A 25,123-nucleotide genomic window follows, 5' to 3' on the forward strand; every position below is an offset into this window, starting at 1 on the left:
GAGAGCTTTTATGGCAGCAACGAGAGAATTAGATCAGGTGAGATTACAATTGAAAGCAGATTTGCAGCAAGCGGTTAGCGAGGCTTTTGAACCGTTGAAGGAGCGCTTCACTCCCGGATACGCAGGTTTGGATCTCGGTGCGACAGGAGCGATTCATAGTGAAGCTATTGCCTTGATGGAAGCTTTTGCCCGTCCATTATGGGGACTAGTTCCGCATGCCTGCGGCGGGGGAGAATCAGAGCTGTGGCCGATGTATGTACAGGGCATCATTCACGGAACCGATCCGGATCATGAGGAGTATTGGGGCAGTTTCGGAACGAAAGACCAGAGAATGGTAGAGCAATCTATTCTTGGCTTAGGACTCGCGCTTGCTCCCCATAAAATATGGGAACCGCTAACTGACAAGCAAAAAGACAATGTATACCGCTGGCTTAATCAAATAAATCTCGTTGATCGTTCCAATCCGAATAACTGGCTGATGTTTACGGTGCTAGTGAATGTGGGCTTCCAAAAAGTAGGTTTGCCGCACGATCAGGACATAATGGACACCTACCTGGACACTATTGATTCCTATTACTTAAGCGACGGCTGGTATTCGGATGGGAAGACGGATCAGCGGGACTATTATATTCCGTTCGCCATGCATTATTATGGACTCCTCTATGCCAAGCTGATGGAGAAAGAGGATGCGGAGCGGGCTGCGCGTTACCGTGAGCGTGCAAGTCTATTCGCTCAGGATTTCATACATTGGTTCGCGGAGGATGGAAGCAGCATCCCATTCGGGCGCAGCCTCACGTATCGTTTTGCACAAGTTTCTTTCTGGAGTGCGTTAGTATTTGCGGATGTGCTGCCTTACTCCATGGGAGTGATGAAAGGCATTATTATGCGCCATTTGCGCTGGTGGTTCTCACAGCCGATCTTTACGCCTGATGGCTTGCTAAGTATCGGATATGCTTATCCGAATTTACTGATGGGCGAAGGCTATAATGCGCCAGGATCTCCTTATTGGTCGTATAAAGCATTTCTTATTTTAGCTTTGCCGGATGAGCATCCCTTCTGGCAGGCAGAGGAAGAGGCATTGCCTGAGCTTAAGCCGCTTGTCGCTCAGCCGCATGCACGTATGACCATTAGCCGTCCGGAAGGTCATAAGCATGTTATTGCCTATGGCTCAGGCCAAATGGCTAACTTCGATATGTCGCATAGCGCGGCAAAATATTCGAAATTCGCCTATTCGACCTTATTCGGCTTCAGCGTGCCAAAAGGTTACTACGGGCTTACGCAGGGGGCCTATGATTCGACACTTGCGCTAAGTGAATGCGATGAGCATTACCGAGTTCGGCGATTTTGTGAGGAATTCCGAATTCAGGAGCAATCGGTCTACTCCCGCTGGCTGCCATGGGCAAATGTAGAGATACAGACATGGATTATCCCGGCGGGCTTGTGGCATGTTCGTGTACATCGAATCAAAACGGAGCGCGAGCTTGATGTCGCCGAGGGTGGATTTGCGGTTCAGACGTTGGCAGGTGACGCAAAGGATCAAGCAGTTGTCCTAACGGCAACGGGAGGCGTGCTGGCAAAAATGCCGGATGGAATGAGTGGAATGATTAACATTTCCGGCTTCGAACAAGCGATGATGGTTTATCCAGAGGCGAATACAAATGTGCTTAAGCCTCGAACGATGATACCCACGCTAACCGCTCGTTTGACTCAAGGTGAGCATATACTCATATCCGCTGTCTTTGGTGCGACGAACAGCAAAGAGAACGAGCTGGAGTGGTTAAACCCTCCTAGCGTTGAGCGGGAAAGCTCGGGGAAAGTAATAATCGGAAATATACTTCATAATGACATTCTTCTGAGGTGATAAATAGTGATGTGGCAAACAGCAATTGACGATGCGATAGTTAAAGTGAAGCAAAATATAGGTAAACATCCAGGCAAGCTGCCGCATATTTCGGAGGGGCAGCGTTATGAGTGGGGAGAGAATGATGACTGGATCGAAGGCTTTTATATTGGCATGATGTGGCTTGCCTATGAATCTAGTGAAGATGTTTTCTATAAGGAAGCAGCACAGTCCTTTTTGCCGAGCTTTAAAGACCGGCTTGATCGCCATGTAGCGCTCGATCATCATGATATTGGTTTCCTATATTCGTTGTCAGCCGTTGCAGAGTGGCGAGTGACAGGAAGCGAAGAGGCCCGGATGGTGGCGCTTGAAGCTGCTGAAAGGCTCTATTCACGCTGGCGGCCGAGGATAGGGATCATTCAAGCCTGGGGCAAAGAGGATGACCCGGAAAACGGGGGACGAATGATCATTGATTGTTTAATGAATCTTCCACTATTGTTCTGGGCCTATGAACAGACAGGCGAACAAAAATATTATGATATTGCCTACAAACATGCTTGTGCCAGTCAAAAATTTCTGGTTCGTGGCGACCGATCATCGTATCATACGTTTTACTTCGATCCTAAGACGGGTCATGCGCTTCGAGGCGGGACTCATCAAGGTTATGAGGATGGCTCGACTTGGACAAGAGGGCAAGCTTGGGGCATTTATGGATTTGCCCTCGCATATCGCTATACAAAGGATGCCGCTTTTTTGGAGACGTCCCAAAGGCTGGCTCATTACTTTATTGAGCATTTGCCCGAGGATCATGTCGCTTATTGGGATTTTGATGTACCGATGGAATGGGATACGCCTCGTGACAGCTCAGCATCGGCAATTGCCGTATGCGGCATGTTGGAGCTGATGGAGCTGCTTGCTGAAGAGGATGATGACCTTGCTATATTCGAGAAAGCCATTCATAGCAGCATGAATTCATTAGTTCAGCATTATGCAACAACAGATCTTCCGAATGCGGAGGGGCTGCTGAAGCATGGCTCTTATCATGTGCGAGGCGATCGCGCGCCGGATGATTATATGATTTGGGGCGATTATTATTATTTAGAAGCGTTAATTCGTATGAACAATGGAATTAAAGGGTATTGGTAGAAGTTCCATTCATATATTGATAAATAAGAGGTTGTCCCAAAAGCGTTAAGCTTCAGGGGCATCCTCCAACAAATCTAGTCGATTTATTCGCTGTAAGAACATATACGTGTTTATTGTTTCATTTCCCACCTCGATCAGACGCCGCAGCAACTCTATAAGCGCATATATGTGCTTATTGACAGCACCCCTAGCCATTTCACACGCTGTAAGAACCTATGTGTGCTTACAGCTCCAATTCCCTCTTCATCAGACGCCTCAGCACCGCAGTAAGCACATATATGCGCTTACAGACATCAAGCCTAGCGATTTCACACGCTGTAAGAACCTATGTGTGCTTATTGCTTCATCTCCCGCCTCGATCAGACGCCGCAGCAACTCTATAAGCGCATATATGTGCTTACAGACAGCAAGCCTAGCCATTTCACACGCTGTAAGAACCTATGTGTGCTTACAGCTCCAATTCCCACCTCGATCAGACGCCTCAGCACCGCAGTAAGCACATATATGTGCTTACAGACAGCAAGCCTAGCCATTTCACACGCTGTAAGAACCTATGTGTGCTTACAGCTTCAATTCCCGCCTCGATCAGACGCCGCCGCAACTCTATAAGCGCATATATGCGCTTACAGACAGCAAGCCTAGCCATTTCACACGCTGTAAGAACCTATGTGTGCTTACAGCTCCAATTCCCGCCTCGATCAGACGCCGCCGCAACTCTATAAGCGCATATATGCGCTTACAGACAGCAAGCCTAGCCATTTCACACGCTGTAAGAACCTATGTGTGTTTACAGCTCCACTTCCCGCCTCATCTATACTCCAAAATTCGCTTGCCCACCGTTTGCTTAATCGAGCATCAACAGACCAAAAAGAGAAAAATGGCGTCATAGGAATAAATCTCGGTAACGCCATCTTTTCAATTATCGTATCGAGCTATCTCTACAGCGAGTTAATCTCTTTTGAGACAGCTCCTTTTTATGGAGGGGAGGAAATGGATTGGTTATGTTGATGCATTGGCAAAGCGGTTTAGCTGCATTTTTAGCAATAGGTAAAAATTATATGATATCAGTCAAATCTGTTCATTATAGCGAAGTTTGGTTTCTGTCTATAATAGTACAAAGTTTAATTGTAAGTGCTTACATAGAGGGAGGAGGCAAGGATAACGTGAAAGGGAAAAAGCTGTTATTCGTCTTATGCAGCATGCTTATTGTACTTATTGCAGGAGCATTATCGCTTGGTAACATGCCTGCTCTATACCCTGCGGATAAGACTGTGTTTACTATCGATGATTACGATGTATCGGAAAGTGAATTTCAAGCTTTTTTACAAAGCAACAAGGCTTTAACGACAAGTTATTTCAAGCGAACCTACAATGCCGATTATGACAAGGATTTTTGGGCAGCATCGTTCAACGGTGAAAACCCGCTGGAGTATGCGAAGCAAAAAGCTATGGATGAGCTTGTGAAGGTGAAAATGGAGCAAATCATTTTGAAGGAGAATGGTATCCTCAGTGCCATTTCTTACGAAGCGTTCTTGAAGAGCTATGATCAAGAAAATAAGGATAGAGCAAAAAAAGCAGCTAACAATCAGCCTATTTACGGCCCCAAGAAGTATGGGAAAGCAGAGTACTACTCCTATTATCAAAGCATGAACGTTCAGAAGCTCATCGATAAATGGGCTAAGGAAGCCCAACGTTCACTGCCCGACCAAGAGCTTAAACTTTATTATGACAAGGTGAAGCAGCAGTATTTTCACAAAGGGTATGAATTCGATTACGAGAAAATTTCCTTGGATAGCAAAGTGGGTATGAAGGAGCAGCTGACACTTAATCTGGCGGAAACCTCCAAAGAGGATACACTATCGCAAAATCTTTACACCCTATTTCTTGGCCTCTCGGAAGGCGAGTATAGCGATATCGATCAATCAGGCGAGGGAATGTATAGGTATAGGCTTCTAGCAAAGCGAGATAAAGGCATGGAAAAGTATGAGGATGTTAAGAACGCCGTCATTCAACTGCATGTGCAGGAGCGGCTAGAAGAAGAAGTGAGCAAGCGTTTGAAACAGTCGACGATTGAATTTAATAAGGAGGTGTTTCCTAAAATAACGTTCATGTCGTAAGTCTATCAAAAATAATAGGAGGATGATTTTTTTGAAGCATTATATGCAGCAAAAGCTTGTATCCATGGTTCTATTAGTCGCACTCTTAACGACAATAGCGATTCCTGCTGTTTCAGCACAGGAAACGGGCGTACCACCGGAGGATTCGCAGCCGCTAGCCATAGCAGAGCAGACGGTAGCAGGCTCGACATATTATGTCAGCAATGAGGGCAATGACGATAATGATGGCAAATCGGAGGATAAGGCTTGGGCATCACTAGAGAAGGTTAACAGCGTAGGCTGGAAGCCTGGCGATCGCATTTTATTCAAGGCTGGCGATGTATGGAATGGCTCATTGAAGCTAAGAGGAATATCGGGCACCAAGGAAGCACCGATCATCTTCGATAAATATGGCAGTGATGATCCTTCTGTAAGACCAATCATTAACGGCAATGGAACAACAACGACTGAGAAATCGGCTATTATTCAAAATTATACAGGCGTGAAGGATAAAACATTATCCGCTACGATCGACGTTGTGGACGGCAGCTACCTGCAGTTTCACAACTTCGAATTAACGAATAAAAATCCTGACGTTGTCTCGCAGCGGGCAGGGATTAATATTAGAACAGCATCAACCAATGTAACGGAATGGGAAGCTAACCCGCACCGAGGAATCGTAGTGAAGAACAACTATATCCACGATGTCGATGGCAACCCTACGGGCTGGAAAGTAGGCAGCGGCGGCATTCTGATTCTTGGCAATATTGAGGATGTGCTCGTTGAAGGAAATACGGTGGAGCGGGTCGATATCGAAGGCATTCGAAATGCGGGTCTTTACCGAGAAGGCGATACGAAAGCAAATTTCCCGAGAGTTCTGCGAAATGTGGTGTTCAATAATAACTATGTTGCCGATGTGCAGGGTGACGGCTTCGTTATGAGCAACGTGGGCAGCAACGGCAGAATGGAATACAATACGGTCGTCAGGCATTCGGCGAAAAATGTAGGCAACGTCAATTATGCCGGCCTATGGGTCATTGGCGTGAAGGATATGGTCATTCAATACAATGAAGTATATGGCGGTATTTATGGCTACAATGATGGGCAGGCCTTTGACGTAGATATGTTTTGCGAAGGAACTCTCTATCAATATAACTACAGCCATAGCAACCGTGGTGGATTCATATTATTTATGAGCGGCTCAACAAACTCTCTCGTTCGCTATAATATTAGTGTAAATGATGGAGATGGTCGATATATATTCCATTATCTTCCTACTACACTTGGAGATGCTCCATTAATTCATAACAATACTTTCTTTACGGATGCGCAGGTGCAGACGAAGCTGATCAGCGATCCTGGAAAATACTTAAGAATGTATAATAATATCTTTTACTCCAAGGCCAATACAACGATTGGACAAGACCGCTTTGCTGGCGGCGAAGTGAAAAATAATATTTTTTATCCGGGCAGCGAGTACAAGGATTTGAAGCTGACTGGATTATCATTGGATCAAAACTTGTTTGCAAGTCCGCAATTCGCAAGAGCGGGTGAAGAGCCCAAAGATATCATTAATGCTAGCCAAAGCACATTTGATGTAGAGAAATTGAACGGATACAAATTGCTGCCAGGCTCACCGGCAATCGATGCAGGGATGGATATGACAGCATTGACGCCATCGGTATGGGCACCTGCAACAAAAGACTTCTTTAATAATGCGATCACATCTGCAGCTAATGTGGATATCGGAGCGCATGAATATTCGAATGATGCGCCAAGCGAGCAGGCACCAGAGGTAATGCCGCAAACGATTGTCATTGACAAGCCTGTGCTGGAGCTTCATGCAAAGCATAGAGGCGAGAAGATGACGGCTTCGGTTGGTCCAGACAACGCATGGTTTAAAGGAATCAAATGGTCGAGCAGCAATCCTGCAGTGGCCGCCATTAATGCGCAAGGTTTTGTATCCCCGCTGCTTGAGGGCGAAACGATCATTACAGCTGAAAGCACTATTAATCCGAATGTGAAAGCTGAAGCGCGAGTCATTGTTCATGCGCCTTCAAAGGTTGTATCCTACCTTGTTGCTTCAGACGAAACGGAGCTGTCGGAGGAGAAGACTACGCTGCAGCTAAGAATTGACGGCGTGACGGAGGATCAAAATGCGATTGAATATGCGGATTATCATCAAGTAGAGTATGCGACGAATAATGAGAATGTCGTCATAGACTCGTTGACAGGCAAGCTTGAGGTGATCGGCGATCTAGCAGGAGTCACTGAGGTTGAGGTTTCTGCTAAGGTGCAGGAATACAAGGACTTGGTCTACTCGGAGAGCTTCGAGAACGGTTGGAATGACTTCATGCCAGAGACTGGTACGAGTATTACGACGGGCAGCATTTCGGATAAGGTCGCTTATCATGGCGATCAAAGTGCGCTATTTGTTGTTGGAAACGGCAGCAATGCCATTCAAAAGGTGTTTGGCGGCAAGCAGCAGGGCGTCGTATCGATGATGCTTTATGATGACGGCTCCGAAAGCTCGAAGACGCGGGTTGTCGCGCATGTCGGAAATGCAAGAAGCAGCCTGCTTGCAGGCATGGGCTTATTGTATGACGGCGGCACCTATGGGTCGCTGGAGTATTATTCAGTAAGGGCAAGCGGATCTTCAACCGCATGGGAAGCCACTCCTGTGAAACGAAGCGTCGGTTGGCATGAACTGAAGTGGGATTACACATCAGGTACAGATTTAAAGATGTATATCGATGGGCAATTGGTGAAAACAACGGCAGCGATTGCAAGCTTCGACAGAATCGTACTCGGTTATTTATGGGATAGTGCAAATGGACGTACATTTGCTTTCGACAATATTAAATATTCTTCGACGGGTGAATTAGTTCCATTGCGGGCAAAAGCGCTGACTCTTCACGTAAAACAACCAGAGCCAAAGGCGCCAGCATGGGAAAACGCAGTAGTGACCGCTTCGAATGTGACGCAGACGGGAGTAACCTTAAACTGGACACCGGCTGTCGATGCGCCAAGCATCACAGAATATGCCATTTACAAGGATGGCGTCAAACTGGCGAGCGTTGCAGGCAGTGTGTATAGCTACCAAGTAAGCGGACTATCTGCGGATACGTCTTACACGTTCAAGATTGAAGCGGGCAACGCAGGCGGCAAGTGGAGTGAGGATGGTCCAAGTGTTGTCGTGAAAACGAACGTGGATACATCATCACCCGGTGGTACACCGGGAGGCGGAACAACCAATCCTGATCCGGTGAATCCAGGTGGAAAAGATCCTGAGAAACCGACAACGGACATTGTACTGATTGACATCGAAGGACACTGGGCATCGGATGCCATACAGCAAGCGATTAAGCTTAAATTCATTAATGGCTATACGGACAATTCCTTCCGTCCAAATGCAAGTGTAACGCGCGGAGAATTTGCTGCAATGCTGGCAAGAGCTCTGCATCTAGAAGAAAAAGGCGACGCTGATTTTGCAGATATCGACATGATTCCTGCATGGGCAAGACCTTATATTGCGAGTGTAGTGAACGCAGGTATCGCAAGCGGGTTCGAGGATAACACGTATCGTCCGGCTCAAGCGATTACGCGCGCAGAGGTGGCAGCTATGATCGTCCGTGCGAAGAAGCTGCCTCTAGAGAACAATGCCGAGCTATCGTTTAAAGATGCTGATCAAATCCCAAATTGGGCAAAACCTTATGTGGCAGCAGCATTCAAAGCGGGACTACTTCAAGGCAGAGATGGCGGCATATTCGCTCCTGCGGATCAGGCAACAAGGGCAGAAGCGGTGACTTTAATTATAGCATTGCTGAATAGCAAGTAGCTCGTTAGGGATCGGGAAGAGTGAAATACTTCCCGATTCCTTTTTTAGTTATTTTATTATTTCATCAAGGGTGTAGACTCATTCAGTATCGTCAAAATGCTGTTATAGATCTTGGTAGAGATGGACAATTTATAGATGAGGGCTTATTAGTAAAATGCCGGCTCTAAGCTAAAGATTCATTTTTTTTAGTAAATCGTGACAAAGTTGTTACGAATGAAGATTCGGACTTGCGCCTTGAGCCACAAAAAGCTAACATATAGTAAAATAGGTTACGTGCGAAAAAAAGGAGGTCCCTTCATGTTTTTGGCAGAAGCAGCAGCTCAAACAGCAAGTAAAATTGGAACTTTCGATTGGTTTATGTTGGCCTTTACCGTATTGATCGCAATCGGACTGGTTCGACTACTGACCGCTCGTCCGAAGAAAAACATTTTTGCGATCGGTTTTACAACCGTTTCACTCGCATTGTTTTTGTTGATTGATTTCATTATGATCACAAAGGTTTGGATGGCGTAACAGCATACATAGAAAAAAGGTCTGCCGGACAAGTCCGGCAGACCTTTTTCTTTGTTGCTAGAAATTAAACCCACCACATCTCGCCAAGCGGCTCGCGGATAAGAATTTGTTGAAGATTTTGAACAGCTTTCGTGAAGCCTTCATCAACGGACATTAGGCCGTCTTCATGCTCGATGCTCACAACATAGTCGTAGCCGACTAGACGAAGTGCGCTAAGGATGTCTGCCCATGTTTTGAGGTCATGGCCATAACCAACTGTACGGAACTGCCAAGCACGGTCAAGCATAAGGGCATACGATTGCATGTCCGTTACGCCGTGGTGATTTACGTTAATCGGATCGATTGTCGTATCCTTAGCATGGAAGTGATGGATAGCTCCAGCGCGTCCAAGGATATGTACCGCTTGAACAGGGTCAATTCCTTGCCACCACATGTGGCTCGGGTCTAGGTTGGCGCCGATTGCATTGCCAGCCGCTTCGCGAAGGCGAAGCATAGTAGCCGGGCTGTGAACGGAGAAACCGCCATGCAGCTCAAGGCCCATCTTCACACCGCTAGCTGTAGCAATTTTACCGATCTCAGACCAATATGGAATAACTTTCGCTTCCCATTGCCAGTTCAAAATTTCTTGGAAATCGTTTGGCCAAGGTGCAACCGGCCAGTTCGGATATTTTGCATCCTCGTGATCGCCAGGGCAGCCGGAGAAAGTATTTACAACGGAAACTTCAAGACGGTTAGCAAGCTCAATCGTTTTACGAATAACCTCATCATGCTCAGACGAAATCGCTTTCTGAGGGTGCAAAGGGTTACCGTGGCAGCTAAGTGCGCTGATCATCAAACCGCGTGATTCTACTGCATGTTTAAACGCTTTCAGTTTTCCTTCATCGGCAAGCAAACCATCAAGGTCACAGTGTGCGTTCCCAGGGTATCCGCCAGTTCCGATTTCAATGGCATCAAGTCCTTTGGATGCGATGTAGTCAAGTGCTTCCTCGAACGGCTTTTGTGCAAAAAGTACGCTAAATACTCCTAATTTCATTTGTTCATTTACCTCCCGAATCCATCGATATGGATTGATTTAGTAGTCCCATCTAGTATAACACTTCTATTCTCAGAACACATAACCGAAATCATATTTGGCAAAATCGCATAATAACTAAACAAAACAAGCGCAGTACGAGGAATCGAGATTAATAATTAGTATTTTTTTGGGAGAACAAGTCTACCGATTTTCATTGTTGTATATGGGAAATTATGCTATATTACAACGGATTACTACTATTTCATGCAGCATAGTTTCTTCATTAAGAGAATGGTGTGCATGAACAAAAATTAGGAGAGTGGCTTCATGAAAAGCAGCTTGCTACGTGTCTGCAGCTTCATTGTATTAGGAGCGATTGTTGCAGCAGGAACGGTATGGGGTGCTGGTGCAGGCAACACAGCTACACATACGCTGAATGCTGCGAAAATTAATGGAGAGGTTTATGTCAAAGCAAGCTCATTGACAAATGCTCTAGGCGGAACGGGTACGTTTGATTCCAAGACAAACACGTACGCGTATACACCAGTCGACATTCCATCGGTTGTAAAGAAGGTATCGCCTTCCGTCGTCGCGATTATCGGCAAGCCGAAGGATATTGGCTCGGCAGATCCTAGGTATGCATTGGCGCATGGAACCGGCGTTATTATTCGCACAGATGGCTGGATCGTGACGAATGCGCATGTTGTTGAGGATATGACCAATCTGGTTGTCGTTACAGCAGACGGCAAGAAATACGATGCAGAACGCACGCATCACGATGAGGCGAGTGATCTTGCATTAGTTAAGATTAAGGCGTCGAAGCTCCCAATCGCGAAGCTTGCCCCGTCACCGCTCAAGGTTCAAGTAGGCGAGACGGTTGTAGCCATCGGCACACCTGTATCGTTCTCCCTTCGCAATACGGCAACAAGCGGTATCCTGAGCGGCATGAATCGGAGTGTTTCTTCGGCATACAACCTGCTCCAAACGGATGCATCGATAAATCCAGGCAACAGCGGTGGGCCGCTTGTCAACATGAAAGGCGAGGTCATCGGCATTAATTCTTTAAAATTTGTAGAGGTAGGAGTCGATAATCTCGGGTTCTCTATTCCTGCGGATACCGTACAGTACGTAACGAGTCATTTTTTCAAATACGGACATGTGAAACGCGCCTCGCTTGGCCTTGGACTTGAGGAAAGCTGGTCTGCGCTCATCGGAATCCCGACCTCCGACCCGTTAACAGTCAAATCGGTGACATCGGCAGCCGCCAAAAAAGCAGGTATCCAAGCTGGCGATTTGCTTTATAAAGTTGCAGGCAAGCAAGTATCCGCAAAGGTGGAGCTTAATGAGCTCCTAAAAAGTTATTTGCCGGGTCAACAAGTAGAGGTAATGCTGCAGATCGACGGCGACCTTGTTACCCGCAAGCTGACATTAGTAGAAGGTTAGGCGGCAGAGTTAAATTTAGAACAAAGCTATCATTTAATTATAAGGGGATATAGTTTATGAGATTAAATATGTTTAAAAGAATGTTAACCATGCTCTTGCCGGTTTTGCTTGTTTTAGCGATGCTGCCGGTAGCTGCATTCGCAGCAGAGGCAGACAATAAGGTTGAAGTACGCTTGAAGGCGGGCAGCAAAACGGTCAAAATTAATGGGAAAGCTACTACGGTAGAGGCTCCTTTTGTAAGCAACGGAACAACGATGGTTCCGCTAAAAGTCATTACAAATGCTTTTGGCGCAGGACTTAAATTGGAAAACGGCAATGTAATCACACTTACTTACAATGACCGCAAGATTGTTTTAACTTTTGGCAGCAAAACGGTAAAAGTGAACGGTGCAGTTAAAGCAGTAGCTGTTGCTCCGGTTGCGGTTAAAGGCTCAACAATGGTGCCGCTGCGCGTTATTGTAGAAGCTTTTGGCGCAAAAATTACAGCTGACAATGCGACTAAAGAAACCATTATTATTGGTGTGCGTGCGCAATCGTCTGCTACTGGCGGCACATCTATTGATTCCGAATTTGGCAAAACAAAAATTGGCGACAGCTACCATGGCTGGTCATTAAATTATCCAGCAGGCTTGATTCAAGTGGATCAAAGCGATAACGGCGAATTTATTACTTGGGCAGATACTGCCGATGATTCCAAGGTTGCTGCGCAAGTGAATGTGATTACGGAACGTGTAGGCGATGACTTGCTGTCTGTCGAAGAGCAGAGAGAGCTTATGATTTCCTATTATGATCAAGATGAGATTACAGTAGACAAACGCACGATCACAGTAGGCGGTTTAACCTTCGAGAAGGTGATAAGCTACGCTAAGCAAACAAAAATGAACTACGAGTATCGCGGTATTCAAAAAGGCGATAAGTACTACATTGTTATTGTAGGCGCTAAAGGTGCGAATAAGTCCGTTTTGACTAGCTATGATGCATTCTTAAACAGCTTTACTCCTTCCTTTAATACAGCAGATAAATCGCTTAAGGATGTTACGAAGGTAAAAGATGGCGTAATCACCTTCAAAGACGAGGATTACGGGCTCACTGTTAAGCTTCCAACGGATTGGAACAAAGATTATGAGAGCACGACACCATCGTTCCAAAACGGTAAGGAACTTTTCTTCTTTTCTCTCACTTCATTAACAGCAGGCGTTACGATGGACAATTGGGCACAAAAGAGGGAAGCGAGAATTCGTGAGGATTTTGTTAACTCAAGTGTTCGCAACTTCGTTACTACACCAGTAACTTTGATTGATGGCAAGGCGGTAGCGCTGAGCTATGAGCTTTCGTTAGGTGAGGACGCATGGTTTACCTATAATGAGATTGCTTTATTTTCAGGAAATTACCGTTATACATTAGTTTATATGTATCCTACCGCTAATAGCGCGAAGAGCAAGCTTACGTACAATCAAGTTTTGGCTTCCGTAGATATTGATACTGCTTTAATTGAGAAAAACTTTGGCAATGTCGAGGAAAGCTATGATTTGGCTGACCGCAGCACAAAAACAACAAAACGCAGCTCTACTTATGGTTATTCTATTGAACTCCCAACCTACTGGTATGGAATTCAGAAAAACTTTAACGAAGATGATGTTTTGTATTCGTTTAGTGCAGGAAGCTTAAATATTTTTGAGTCGGATGCACCAGCGGCTAGCGTTGTAAACTCGCTTTTGCAATATGTGAATTCAGCGGAAGGCAGCGCGGAGGGAAGTACGACGAAGCAATCCAATACGGTTACGATCAATGGGAAAACAGCACAGCATGTCGTTATCCATACCTCTAAGCCAAAAGATGATATTCCGTATACAGAAGAGTTTTATATTTTTGAATCAGCACAAGGAAATATAGTATTTAATTTCTACTACAACGATGTGCGTGCTACAGAAAGCAACCTCAAAATCATTAACGACGCCGTGCAATCAATTCGTTTTAATTAGTAGAAGGCCGGTTCCCTTATTTGGGAATCGGTCTTTTTTTCATTTAAATGAGGCGTCAAACGTGAAAGCTAGCGAGATGCCAGTATTGTGTAGTGGTATAGATGTCCGTGGTTTGTTAAGATAGTGGAATCAGGTTTCAAGAATGAGAGGGATTGATAGTTAAAATGACAGATACAATAATGAGATCGGACATAGAGCTGCTGGCTCCGGCTGGCGATTGGGATTGCATGAGAGCGGCTGTTGCAAATGGCGCGGATGCGATATTTTTTGGCGTGGAGAAATTTAATGCCCGCGCACGCGCGAACAATTTCCGCAGTGAGGAACTGCCGGAAATTATGGCATTTTTGCATACGTACGGGGTAAAAGGTTTCCTCACATTTAATATTCTCGTATTTGAGGATGAGCTGAGAGACGCGCAAAAGTTAATCGAAATGTGTATCGATGCAGGCGTGGACGCGGTAATCGTACAGGATTTGGGACTAGTGAAGCTGATTCGCGAGCTGTCGCCAGACTTTCCAATTCACGGCTCTACTCAGATGACGATCACATCGCCAGAGGCTGTCGAGTTTACGAAGCCGTTTGGTCTTGAGCGGGTCGTGCTAGGCCGCGAAAATAATTTGAAGCAAATTCGTACCATTGGCGAGCAAGCGAAGCTGCCAATGGAGGTATTCGTGCACGGTGCGCTATGCGTATCGTATTCGGGCCAGTGTCTCACGTCCGAGATGTGGGGCGGACGCTCGGCCAATCGCGGTGAATGCGCGCAGGCTTGCCGGCTGCCGTATGATTTGATGGTCGATGGCGAGGTACAGCCGATGGGAGACATTGCGTATTTGCTGTCGCCGAAGGATTTGGCGGCGATTGATATTGTGCCGGAGCTCATCCAAGCGGGCGTAACCTCGTTCAAAATTGAAGGACGTCTCAAAAGTCCGGAATATGTCGCGAATGTCGTGAGCAAGTATCGGCGCGCGATCGATAAATATTTTGACGGCGACTTGTCGAAGCCGTCTGTGGAGGATGTGCGTGAGCTGCAGCAAAGCTTCTCGCGCGGCTTCACGCATGGTTTCCTGTCGGGAACAAACAACAAGATGCTTGTTGAGGGTACGTTCCCGAAAAGCCGCGGTGTCTACCTCGGCCGAGTAGAGCGCATTATGCGCGATGCGGTTACGCTCAAGATCGAAGCGCCGCTTAAGCGCGGAGATGGCATTGTGTTTGACGCAGGCGACCCGACGAAAAAGGAAGAGGGCGGCCGCGTTTACGATATTCGCCGTCAAGGCGTGAAGATCGAGGGCGAAGCGCAGGAAGGCATATTGATCGAACTGGTTGCTGGACGCAATGATGTTGATTTGCGCAAGGTTCATGTAGGCGACCGTGTGTGGAAAACGAACGATCCGGCGCTGGACAGACGCCTCAGAGCTTCTTTTGAAACAGAAAAGCCATATCGCGTATTCCCGCTTCATGTTCGAGTGACGGGCGCGCTTGGTCAGCCGATGCGTACCTGGTGGACAGATGTGCAGAAGGGAACGACGGTTGAAGTCGCGTCAGAGATTGATTTGGAGCAGGCACAGAAGCGTCCGATGGATGCAGCGCTGCTTGAGGATCAACTGGGCCGTCTGGGCGGAACGGTTTATCAGCTTGAGAAGCTCGAGGTAGAGCTGCAAGGCGATTTGATCGTACCGATCCGTGAGCTGAACAGACTGCGCCGTGAAGCGGTAGAGCTGCTTGCAGGCGAGCGTCCGAAGCCGCCTGTCTATGTGAAGAATGCAATTTATGCAAGCGAGGACGCTGTTTTGGCTGATGTGGCGAAAAAAGATATTTTGGCTCCTCAGAGCGGAAAAGATGCAAACTTGATCGCACTATGCCGCACCTTGGAGCAGGTGCAGGCAGCAGTCAAAACCGACGTCGCTTATGTATACGCCGATTTTGAGTTTATTAAACAATTCCCTGCAGCGGTAGCCGCTGCCCGTGAAGCAGGCAAGCCGATTGCTCTGGCTACGCCGCGCATTCACATGCCTGGTGAAAATGGCTACCATGCGAATATATTGAAGCTGCAGCCCGATGCCGTACTTGTTCGGAACACTGGAGCGCTTTATTACTACTTGCGCGCCCGTGCAGCTAATCCGGACAAGCCGTTTCCTAAGCTGATTGGCGATTTCTCACTGAACGTAGCCAATCATAAGGCAGTGAAGCTGTTTACCGAGGTTGGTCTTGATCTGATTACACCGTCGTATGATTTGAATATTCAGCAGATGGTTGATTTGCTGGAAAGCTCAGATACGTCGATGCTGGAAATGGTTATCCATCAGCATTTGCCGATGTTCCACACGGAGCATTGCGTATATTGCACCTTTATGAGTGAAGGAACTGACTTCACAAACTGCGGACGTCCTTGTGAGGAGAAGCGTGCTTCCCTGCAGGATCGTATTGGCATGGCGCATCCTGTTCGCGTAGACGAAGGCTGCCGCAACACTGTGTACAACGCAATCGAGCAATCGGGTGCTGAGTACATCCGCAATTTTGTAGGAATGGGCGTATCCAATTTCCGTGTCGAGTTTCTAGAAGAAACGCCGGAGAAAGTGCTTGAAGTGTTGTCTCTTTACCGTGATGCGCTTGATGGCCGAATTAGCGGCACGCAAGTATGGCGCAGCCTGAAAGCTATTAACCAGCTTGGCGTTACGCGTGGTCAGCTGGTCAAATAAATCTAACGAAATTTCAAGCGATACCGTCTTCTCTGTGAATGGGAGGGCGGTATTTTTTTTGCTGTGAAATTTTATAAAGGCGGATTTGCAACCTTTTGCGCTTCAAACCGCATCTTTACTTATAGAGAGAGCAGGTGAATGGATGAGTGCGGAGCAACGAGCGATTGAACGACTGATAGGCGGTGACGGCTCCGCCCTGAAGTGGCTGATGGAGCAGTACGGCAACGATATTTTGCGTACAGCCGCCTTGCTGCTAAAGGATCATCACTTGGCAGAGGATGTGAGCCAGGAGGTATTTATAACCGCCTTTCAAAAAATAAAACAATACCGCGGCGATGGAAGCCTGCGCGGCTGGCTGCTGCAAATGACGATTAATCGCTGCCGCAGCAAGATGCGGCTCGCTTCTTGGAAAAGGCTGCTGTTTCGAGCAGGAACAGGAGAAGAAATGAGCGTGCATAACATGATGTTTAAAGCGCCGACCGATGCGGGAGTTGAACAATGGCTGCTGGCCTCATCGCTTCGTGAATCCATTGAGGTTATGCCTTTCAAATATCGTGAGGTCATCGTTCTTTATTATTATCAAGAGCTGACCATTAAAGAAATCGCGCAGGTGCTCGGTGAGCCGGAAAGTACCATTAAGAGTAAGCTTGCGCGAGGACGGCGACAGCTCAGGCAGCAATTAGAGGAAGGAGACTGGCAGGATGAAACAAGAGCATGATGCAAAAAGCATTCGTGAAAATTTGGATATAGAGCTGGCGGGTGTTCAGTTCACTGAACAGCTTCAAAAGACTGTTTTAGACCGAGCATGCCCTCCTTCATTTTGGAATCGGGAGCTGCGTATACCTGGGATTGCTGTCGTTTTAGTTCTATGCCTGTGTATCGTTGTACCCGTAATCGGCTGGCAGCGTTTAACTTCATCCGTATATTCTCCGCAAACGATGGCAGCCAAGCCCGAACTTGAAGGCAGCGATCGGTTAATTATGATCGCAGGCGGCGTTTATTATGAATCAGAGCTGCTTGAAGGGTGGCCGAAGGAAAAATGATACGAATGAAAGTGAAAACGATGGCCATGCTGCTCGCTTTTCTTATGATTGCAGCGGGAGTTTGCTATTTTCTAATTCCCTTTTTCCTTTTTCATACGGAGAAATACGATGTTTTGTGGAAGTGGTTTCCTCGAACCGAGAGTGCGGAATCTGCACTTTTATTAGCGTCTGAGGCGTCCGAACTGGTTACGGATTCGAGCGGCGACGATCGTATATTTATTTTCCCGAGCAGCAGTTCCTCCAGCGGAGGAGAACGAACGGCAGAGGAACGTATGCGCGAGATAAACCGGCTCGAACATTTGGTGGAGCAATATTCAACGTCGTCATATATTTATGGGGTTAAATTTAATTTGGGCAAGCTTTATATGTGGAACAAGGAGTGGGATAAAGCAGAACGGCTTTTTGCAGAGCTTGAAGCAAATGTGAATGCCGGTACATTCCATGCGGATGAGGAGCTGCGAACCTATCAAGCGATTTTGAGTACAAGAACGGCGATACCTGATAAGCAGGCTGCTATAACAGGGAAAGTTAAGATTGGCGAAAAACCGGCTGCGAATGTGTTTGTTATATTGCACCGCAAGGATGCAAGCGGATGGAGCACGCCGCCTTATCTTCATTACCCGGTTGCCATTACAGATGAGCATGGTGTTTATCGTTTTTATGACGTGGATGCTAATAAGTATGAGGTTGGAGTCGGTGTCACCCCTGCTGAGGTAAATGGATATTACTTAACGCAGTCTGACCGAGAGTATGTGAGCGCTCTAGAAGGCAAAACAGAAACATACGATTTTCAATTTGTACCGCAAGTAAGTGTTATATCACCAGTTAATAAAGAGCAGCTAACCGGGGATAAATTGCAATTCGAATGGAATGCCTATCCGGGTGCGGATTACTATACGCTTTCGATAACGTCCATTTTCCGTATTAAAGATGGTAATACTGTTGGCGCTAATACAGTACAGCTCTCGGATGAGCGCTTTAAAGGAACGACAGCGGAGTACAGTTTGAAGGAACTCAGAGGAAATACGCTGGGATTTGGCAAAAGCATGGACTCGGGAGGAAATGTTGCTTTGTCTAATATCGGAGTGCTTGGCGCGGTTTATCCCGGGGGAGATTTCATATGGTCAGTTGATGCTTATGATGCGGGCGGGCGCAAAATATCGAGCTCTAGCGGCTATTACACGTCTCTAGTCCAGAAAACCCCGTTTTTCACGATGCCAGAGGAAGGGATGCTTGCTGGAGACAGGCTGGTCATTAAAGGGGAATATGAGGAAGCCATCGCGTCTTACAAGTCAGAAGGGGATAACGATGACGCACTGCGTCCGCTAGCTAGACTGATTTATTATGGCATTACGAAGGCAGACGGCGATCCAGCGGAAGCTTTGACTTATTTAGAGCGGGTAAGGGTTCCCAATGCTAGCGATAAGGACCTGATGAAGCAAATGAAAGAGAAGCTTGAAGGAGAGTAACTGTTTGACACGGATTTCTCGCTGGCATAGCATAGAAGGAAAGCAATTATGCGACAATTGATTTATGACAAAGCGAGGCGTGATCATTCATGAATGAGGTTTGGTTTTCAAGCTGGAGGCATGTGTTTAAGCTCGACCCTGATCGAGAAATTTCCGATGAGCAGCTTGACGCGATTTGTACCTCGGGTACCGATGCGATTATTGTCGGAGGCTCCAGCGGCGTTACTTTTGAGAATACAGTGGATCTTATGGCACGAATTCGCAGGTATGCGGTGGACTGTGCATTAGAGGTTTCTACTTTAGAGGGGGCGGTTCCCGGCTTCGACGGCTATTTTGTACCGCTTGTCCTTAATACAAGCAGAGCAGAATGGATTACCGGACGGCAAACCGAAGGGCTAATAGAATATGGCTCCTTCGTTCCTTGGGAGGAAACGGCGGCGCAAGGCTATATTATTTTGAATGAAGAGGCTACTGCTGCAAAAGTTACGGGTGCGCAAACGGAGCTGACAGAAGCAGAGCTCACCGCACATGTGCGAATGGCTGATCGGCTGATGCGCCTGCCGGTTGTTTATTTGGAATATAGCGGACGATTCGGCGATATGCAGCTGGTGAAACGGGCAAGAATGACAGCCACGCAAGCACGGGTATTTTATGGCGGCGGAATTGACAATGCAGACAAAGCTCGTCAAGCGGCAGAAGCTGCTCATACCGTCGTTGTAGGAAACATTATTTACAGCGATCTTGAAGCAGCGTTATCAACAGTGGCAGCTGTTAAGAATGTCTGAGTTGTTCCTGTTTTACCTATAGCCATGGTCTCAATGAAAAAAAGCATTCGCTGTATCTGATCCAGTTGCACTTAATTGACAATGGGACAGAACGGCAGATGCTTTTATTTGTTTATAGCGTTGACATACTTTCTGTCATAATTCAAGCTAATTCCTATATTCTCAAATTGACACAGCGGTAGCCGTTGTCTACACTGGTGAGAGGCGAACATATGCGAACAAAGGAGTCTGAGCATGTTGAATTATATGAGTATCGAGCAGGCGGTACAGAAGCTGAACCCGCCGCAGCGTGATGCTGTTCAAGCGACTGACGGGCCGCTTTTGATTATGGCGGGAGCGGGCAGCGGCAAGACTCGCGTTCTGACACATCGAATTGCTTACTTAATAGAAAAGAAGCGTGTCGCGCCATGGAGTATTTTGGCCATCACCTTTACGAATAAAGCATCACGAGAGATGCAGGACAGGGTCAGTGCGCTTGTTGGACCATCAGGGCGGGACATTTGGGTATCTACCTTCCACTCGATGTGTGTGCGTATCCTCAGAAGAGATATCGATCGGATCGGTTTTACATCCAGCTTCTCTATTTTGGACTCTTCGGACCAGTTGTCGGTTATCCGCGGCTGTATGAAGGATATGAACATCGATACGAAGAAGGTTGAGCCGAAGGCGGTTCAAGCTGCAATAAGCGGAGCGAAAAATGAGCTGATCACGCCGGAGCAATTCGAGCAAAAGGTCGGCGACTATTTTGAGGGCATCGTTGCCCAAGTGTTTACGAAATACCAGAAAAAGCTAAGAAGCAATAACTCACTTGATTTTGACGATCTTATTATGATGACGATTCAGCTGTTTAAAGATGTACCAGAGGTGCTTGAATTTTATCAGAACAAATTCAGATACATTCATGTGGATGAGTATCAGGATACGAACAGAGCACAATATATGCTGACCCGCATGCTTGCGGATAAACATCATAATATATGCGTAGTAGGCGACAGCGATCAGTCCATCTACCGCTGGCGCGGAGCTGACATTACGAACATCTTGAATTTTGAGGGCGATTATCCAGAGGCGCGGACGATCATGCTGGAGCAAAACTATCGTTCAACAGCAAATATTCTCGATGCAGCAAACGCGGTTATTAAGCTGAATACAGGGCGAAAGCCGAAGAAGCTGTGGACGGATCAAGGCGCGGGCGATCTCATTGCACTCTATCAAGCAGATACTGAACATGATGAAGGATATTTTGTAACTGGGGAAATTCGCAAAAATGTGAATAACGGCTATAAATTTGCCAATCATGCGATATTATACCGTACCAATGCTCAGTCGCGGGTTATAGAGGAAATTTTGATTAAATCGGATATTCCTTATCAAATCGTTGGCGGCATTAAGTTCTATGATCGCAAAGAGATTAAGGATTTGCTCGGATATTTGAAGCTCGTTTCCAACCCGGATGACGATATAAGCTTGGTGCGTATCATTAATGTGCCGAAGCGGGGGATCGGGGATACAACGGTTGGCAAGCTTGCGGATGAAGCTGCGAGAAGAGGCACTTCCATTTACCGTGTATTGAACAACCTCGGAGAGGTTGAGGTGAATGCTCGGACACGGACGCTATTGCGCGAGTTTTATGAGATTATCGACAATCTTACACGGATGGTTGAATATTTATCGGTAACGGAGCTCACAGAGAAGGTGCTGGAGCTGTCGCAGTACCGGATGGAGCTGCATCAAGAGAACACGCTGGAGTCGAAGGCGCGTCTTGAGAATATCGATGAGTTTCTGTCGGTGACGATGGATTTTGAGAAGCGCAATGAGGATCGGACGCTCGTGGCGTTCCTAACTGATTTGGCACTCATAGCCGACATCGATTCCTTGAACAAGGATGAAGAAGAAGCAGAGAAGAACAAAGATGCGATTACACTGATGACCATGCATAGTGCTAAAGGACTTGAGTTTCCTGTCGTTTTCATTATCGGCATGGAGGAGAGCGTATTTCCGCATAGCCGTGCTCTTGCTGATAATGAAGAGCTTGAAGAGGAGCGGCGCCTTGCATATGTAGGGATTACCCGCGCGGAGAAACGGCTTTATCTGACATGTGCGCGGATGCGGACTTTGTTTGGCCGTACGAGCAGCAACATGCCTTCGCGTTTCCTGCAGGAAATACCAGAGAGCGTAAGAGAAGGCGCTTCGAGCGGCAGCGGCGGTTATTCACGTGGAAGCGTGGGCACTCGCAGCGGCGTTAGCGTCACGGGCGGTACTGGTGCGGCTGCGCAAGGCGCGAGCCGCGGGTTTGCCGGTCGCGCGCCAGCTGGCGGTGCGCCCGGTGCAGGCAGCCGTTCCCCAGGTATGGGGGGAACGGGCTCGGCCGCGATGGGCGGCAGAGGAGGCGGCGTGCGTGTCAGCACGCCGCTGCAGGAAGCCGCTCGGGCGGCTCAGGGCAGCAGCGCGGCGGGCGATGCCGCGCCTGGAACATTTGCGTCAGGCGATCGCGTGTCGCATGGGAAATGGGGAATTGGCGTTATCGTCTCCGTCAAAGGGACGGGCAAGGATATGGAGCTTAACATCGCATTCCCGGCTCCGGTTGGCATTAAGCGATTGCTTGCCGGCTTTGCCCCGATAACAAAGGTATAAGGTTGATCAGCCATTTTTGACGATTAGAAGGAGGAGCCTTCCGTGAACGCTCAATTAGAGAGAATGCAGCAGCTTGTTGCGATCATTGCAGAGCATAATTATCGCTACTACACGCTTGATCAGCCTACAATAAATGATACGGATTATGACAAGCTCTATGATGAGCTTGTCGCTTTGGAGAAGGAGACGGGCGTGCTTTTGCCTGAGTCGCCGACACAACGAGTAGGCGGCGATTTGCTCAAAGGTTTTGAGCCGTATAAACACCGTGCTCGTTTATGGAGTTTGGACAAAGCTCAAAATACGGAAGACCTGCTTTCGTGGAATACAAGATTGCTTAAAGCAGTCGCCGATTATAATGCAAAACATCCGGAAGAAGAGCCTTTGCCGCAGCCTACTTATGTCGTTGAGCTGAAGTTTGACGGCTTGACCCTGAATCTAACCTACGAGGATGGACAGCTGGTTCAAGCAGCTACGCGCGGAAACGGTGCGATTGGCGAAGGGATATTGCAGCAGGTTCGAACGATACGTTCTGTTCCGCTCACAATTCCTTGGGCTGATGGTATTGTTGAAGTGCAGGGAGAAGGCATTATGCAGCTTTCCGTACTGGCCAAATATAATGAAACGGCAGCTGAACCGCTCAAAAATGCACGGAATGCCGCAGCAGGCGCGCTGCGCAATCTTAATCCGCGGATTACAGCCGAGCGTAAGCTGAACGCATTTTTCTATAATGTCGGCTACGCTGACGGAGTTTCTTTTGCAGATCATCATGAAATGCAGAAGTTTCTGAACGACAACCGCTTTAAGGTGAATCCATATGTAACGTATCAAAATACGATCGAAGAGGTTCGAGAAGAGCTGCTGCGTGTAACAGAAAAACGGGAGCAGCTGGATTTCCTCATTGATGGTGCTGTAATCAAGGTTGTAGATATGCGGACGCGGGAAGCACTCGGTTATACGGATAAATTCCCTCGCTGGGCGGTTGCCTTTAAGTTCGAAGCGGAGGAAGCAGCAACAGTACTCGAAGCCGTGTCTTGGGAGGTTGGCCGTACCGGCAAAATAACCCCAGTCGCGCGCGTCGAGGCTGTTGAGCTCGCTGGTGTTACTGTACAAAACTGTACGCTCAATAATATTGGCGATATTGAACGCAAAAACCTCAAGTTCGCACTAGGGACACTTGTTACGATTCGCCGCTCAAATGATGTTATTCCAGAAATATTGGGCAAGGCCGATGATGTGCCTGGTGAAGAAATTGTGTTCCCAACCGTATGTCCATCATGCGGAACGGAGCTCGAGCAGCGGGGAGCTCACCTATTCTGCAATAATAAGCTGGGCTGCCAGCCGCAAATTATCGGCCGTATCACTCATTTCGCATCTCGGGATGCAATGGATATCGATACGTTCAGCGTCATGACAGCAGAACAGCTATACAAAGATTGCGGAGTACGTGATCCTGCTGATTTGTACGCTCTTGCTTACGATGATCTGATTGGACTCGAACGATTCGGTGAGAAGAAGGCGCTCAAGCTGCTTGCCGCATTTGAAAAGTCCAAGGATAGAGAGCTTGCGTCATTCTTATTTGCTCTAGGCATTCCGAACACAGGCAAAGCAACAACGAAAATGCTGGCTGATCATTATGGAAATCTAGATGCTATTATGCAGGCGGAAGCTGCAGAGCTTATTACGCTTCCGGATGTTGGCGGTATTGTTGCTGAGAGCATCGTTGGATTTTTTCAAGATCCCATTATTATTGCGAGTATTGCCAGAATGCGCGAGCTAGGTGTGAAAGCTGAAGCGGAACAGCAGCTGGTTGCGAGGAATGATAGTGTATTCAGCGGGAAGACAGTCGTACTTACAGGTACGCTGCCGACGATGTCTAGGGATGAAGCTGCGAAGCTGCTCGAAGCTTGCGGAGCCAAAATCTCAGGCAGTGTATCTAAGAAAACAGATTTTGTTGTTGCAGGCGAAAGCGCAGGAAGCAAGCTGACGAAAGCTCGCGAGCTTGGTATTACTGTTATAGAAGAGGAAGCAGAGTTATTGCGCCTTTTGGGTGAAACCGTTATATAGTAATAAGACGTTATTCAAAGCATTGTTTTGAATGCTTTAATAAGAAGGAGCTGTCCCTTAAGGTTATAGACCTTGAGGAATAGCTCCTTTTGTTTTTAGTAAAATGATGATGGATTACTATCCATAAATCAGAATAATGAGTGCGTTAAAATAAATTGTAATTGTAATTTTTTTCAACTTGTATTCTGTTTGCGTAAGTGATATATTATTTCTTGTCGCTTCTGAGACACGGACAAACAATTGATTGACTCACAAACATTTGTGAAACAAACGGTTGACAACGTTGGACGAAGATGATAATATCATTTCTTGTCACGACAAAATGTGACAAACAAGTTCTTTGAAAACTGAACAAATGGATCACGTCGATCCGATAATGTTTTAAAATAGCTAGTTAAGTATTGAGCAAGTCAAACACCAATTTGGAGAGTTTGATCCTGGCTCAGGACGAACGCTGGCGGCGTGCCTAATACATGCAAGTCGAGCGGAGTTGATGAGGTGCTTGCACCTCTGATACTTAGCGGCGGACGGGTGAGTAACACGTGGGTAACCTGCCTAT

General features: G+C 47.1%; 15 protein-coding genes and 1 rRNA gene. 15 read left to right on the forward strand and 1 reads right to left on the reverse strand.

Annotation, left to right across the window (positions count from 1 at the left end; all coding sequences use genetic code 11):
- Nucleotides 1-10: 10 nt before the first annotated feature.
- The 5 genes from AB4Z45_RS15565 (at nucleotide 11) to AB4Z45_RS15585 (ending at nucleotide 9,433) form a co-directional block, all read left to right on the forward strand.
- A complete protein-coding gene (locus AB4Z45_RS15565; RefSeq protein WP_441910239.1) occupies nucleotides 11-1,861 on the forward strand; it encodes a DUF2264 domain-containing protein in 1,851 nt (616 codons plus the stop codon).
- A gap of 9 nt (nucleotides 1,862-1,870) precedes the next feature.
- The gene (locus AB4Z45_RS15570; protein WP_441910240.1) at nucleotides 1,871-2,986 is read left to right on the forward strand and encodes a glycoside hydrolase family 88 protein; all 1,116 of its coding nucleotides are present in this window, start codon (nucleotides 1,871-1,873) and stop codon (nucleotides 2,984-2,986) included.
- Between the two features lie 1,163 nt (nucleotides 2,987-4,149).
- Nucleotides 4,150-5,103: a hypothetical protein gene (locus AB4Z45_RS15575; RefSeq protein ID WP_441910241.1), complete on the forward strand. Its 954-nt coding sequence runs from the start codon at nucleotides 4,150-4,152 to the stop codon at nucleotides 5,101-5,103.
- Nucleotides 5,104-5,134: 31 nt separating this feature from the next.
- Nucleotides 5,135-8,920: an S-layer homology domain-containing protein gene (locus AB4Z45_RS15580; RefSeq protein ID WP_441910242.1), complete on the forward strand. Its 3,786-nt coding sequence runs from the start codon at nucleotides 5,135-5,137 to the stop codon at nucleotides 8,918-8,920.
- A 297-nt stretch (nucleotides 8,921-9,217) separates the two neighbouring features.
- On the forward strand, nucleotides 9,218-9,433 hold the full coding sequence (locus tag AB4Z45_RS15585) for a hypothetical protein (RefSeq protein ID WP_076266151.1): 216 nt from the start codon (nucleotides 9,218-9,220) through the stop codon (nucleotides 9,431-9,433).
- A 64-nt stretch (nucleotides 9,434-9,497) separates the two neighbouring features.
- Here the strand turns inward: AB4Z45_RS15585 and AB4Z45_RS15590 are convergent, their stop codons facing one another.
- Complete coding sequence (locus tag AB4Z45_RS15590) at nucleotides 9,498-10,466, reverse strand: sugar phosphate isomerase/epimerase family protein (RefSeq protein WP_441910243.1); 969 nt, start codon at nucleotides 10,464-10,466, stop codon at nucleotides 9,498-9,500.
- Nucleotides 10,467-10,775: 309 nt separating this feature from the next.
- Here AB4Z45_RS15590 and AB4Z45_RS15595 point away from each other — a divergent pair, with 309 nt between their 5' ends.
- From AB4Z45_RS15595 to AB4Z45_RS15640, 10 genes are all read left to right on the forward strand, one after another.
- Nucleotides 10,776-11,891, forward strand: coding sequence for a S1C family serine protease (locus tag AB4Z45_RS15595; protein ID WP_441910244.1), 1,116 nt, complete (start codon nucleotides 10,776-10,778; stop codon nucleotides 11,889-11,891).
- Between the two features lie 56 nt (nucleotides 11,892-11,947).
- Nucleotides 11,948-13,873 carry a stalk domain-containing protein gene (locus tag AB4Z45_RS15600; protein ID WP_441910245.1) on the forward strand — a complete coding sequence of 642 codons (1,926 nt, stop codon included), beginning with the start codon at nucleotides 11,948-11,950 and terminating at the stop codon, nucleotides 13,871-13,873.
- 164 nt (nucleotides 13,874-14,037) lie between these two features.
- Nucleotides 14,038-16,569 carry a U32 family peptidase gene (locus AB4Z45_RS15605; protein ID WP_339205313.1) on the forward strand — a complete coding sequence of 844 codons (2,532 nt, stop codon included), beginning with the start codon at nucleotides 14,038-14,040 and terminating at the stop codon, nucleotides 16,567-16,569.
- 142 nt (nucleotides 16,570-16,711) lie between these two features.
- Nucleotides 16,712-17,287, forward strand: a complete 576-nt coding sequence (locus AB4Z45_RS15610; RefSeq protein ID WP_441910246.1) for an RNA polymerase sigma factor — start codon at nucleotides 16,712-16,714, stop codon at nucleotides 17,285-17,287.
- Nucleotides 17,271-17,612: a hypothetical protein gene (locus tag AB4Z45_RS15615; RefSeq protein WP_441910247.1), complete on the forward strand. Its 342-nt coding sequence runs from the start codon at nucleotides 17,271-17,273 to the stop codon at nucleotides 17,610-17,612. The genes AB4Z45_RS15610 and AB4Z45_RS15615 overlap by 17 nt, the downstream gene beginning before the upstream one ends.
- Entirely contained in the window at nucleotides 17,609-19,081 is a 1,473-nt protein-coding gene (locus AB4Z45_RS15620) for a hypothetical protein (RefSeq protein WP_441910248.1), read from the forward strand. The genes AB4Z45_RS15615 and AB4Z45_RS15620 overlap by 4 nt, the downstream gene beginning before the upstream one ends.
- 89 nt (nucleotides 19,082-19,170) lie before the next feature.
- Nucleotides 19,171-19,866 (forward strand): heptaprenylglyceryl phosphate synthase, encoded by a 696-nt coding sequence (locus AB4Z45_RS15625; protein WP_430057042.1) that lies wholly within the window; start codon nucleotides 19,171-19,173, stop codon nucleotides 19,864-19,866.
- A 234-nt stretch (nucleotides 19,867-20,100) separates the two neighbouring features.
- Nucleotides 20,101-22,500 carry a DNA helicase PcrA gene (pcrA, locus tag AB4Z45_RS15630; RefSeq protein WP_441910249.1) on the forward strand — a complete coding sequence of 800 codons (2,400 nt, stop codon included), beginning with the start codon at nucleotides 20,101-20,103 and terminating at the stop codon, nucleotides 22,498-22,500.
- A 63-nt stretch (nucleotides 22,501-22,563) separates the two neighbouring features.
- The gene (gene ligA, locus AB4Z45_RS15635; RefSeq protein WP_441910257.1) at nucleotides 22,564-24,564 is read left to right on the forward strand and encodes an NAD-dependent DNA ligase LigA; all 2,001 of its coding nucleotides are present in this window, start codon (nucleotides 22,564-22,566) and stop codon (nucleotides 24,562-24,564) included.
- A gap of 419 nt (nucleotides 24,565-24,983) precedes the next feature.
- Nucleotides 24,984-25,123: ribosomal RNA gene (locus AB4Z45_RS15640) — 16S ribosomal RNA — on the forward strand; the annotation flags it as partial.

Origin of the sequence: Paenibacillus sp. MCAF9 (assembly GCF_052114265.1) — a bacterium.
Lineage (GTDB): Bacteria > Bacillota > Bacilli > Paenibacillales > Paenibacillaceae > Pristimantibacillus.

Coding starts and splice junctions, on each gene's coding strand:
- AB4Z45_RS15565 (WP_441910239.1), top strand. CDS start 11: ATGGCAGCAACGAGAGAATTAGATCAGGTGAGATTACAATTGAAAGCA.
- AB4Z45_RS15570 (WP_441910240.1), top strand. CDS start 1,871: ATGTGGCAAACAGCAATTGACGATGCGATAGTTAAAGTGAAGCAAAAT.
- AB4Z45_RS15585 (WP_076266151.1), top strand. CDS start 9,218: ATGTTTTTGGCAGAAGCAGCAGCTCAAACAGCAAGTAAAATTGGAACT.
- AB4Z45_RS15590 (WP_441910243.1), bottom strand. CDS start 10,466: ATGAAATTAGGAGTATTTAGCGTACTTTTTGCACAAAAGCCGTTCGAG.
- AB4Z45_RS15595 (WP_441910244.1), top strand. CDS start 10,776: ATGAAAAGCAGCTTGCTACGTGTCTGCAGCTTCATTGTATTAGGAGCG.
- AB4Z45_RS15600 (WP_441910245.1), top strand. CDS start 11,948: ATGAGATTAAATATGTTTAAAAGAATGTTAACCATGCTCTTGCCGGTT.
- AB4Z45_RS15605 (WP_339205313.1), top strand. CDS start 14,038: ATGACAGATACAATAATGAGATCGGACATAGAGCTGCTGGCTCCGGCT.
- AB4Z45_RS15610 (WP_441910246.1), top strand. CDS start 16,712: ATGAGTGCGGAGCAACGAGCGATTGAACGACTGATAGGCGGTGACGGC.
- AB4Z45_RS15615 (WP_441910247.1), top strand. CDS start 17,271: ATGAAACAAGAGCATGATGCAAAAAGCATTCGTGAAAATTTGGATATA.
- AB4Z45_RS15620 (WP_441910248.1), top strand. CDS start 17,609: ATGATACGAATGAAAGTGAAAACGATGGCCATGCTGCTCGCTTTTCTT.
- AB4Z45_RS15625 (WP_430057042.1), top strand. CDS start 19,171: ATGAATGAGGTTTGGTTTTCAAGCTGGAGGCATGTGTTTAAGCTCGAC.
- pcrA (WP_441910249.1), top strand. CDS start 20,101: ATGTTGAATTATATGAGTATCGAGCAGGCGGTACAGAAGCTGAACCCG.
- ligA (WP_441910257.1), top strand. CDS start 22,564: ATGCAGCAGCTTGTTGCGATCATTGCAGAGCATAATTATCGCTACTAC.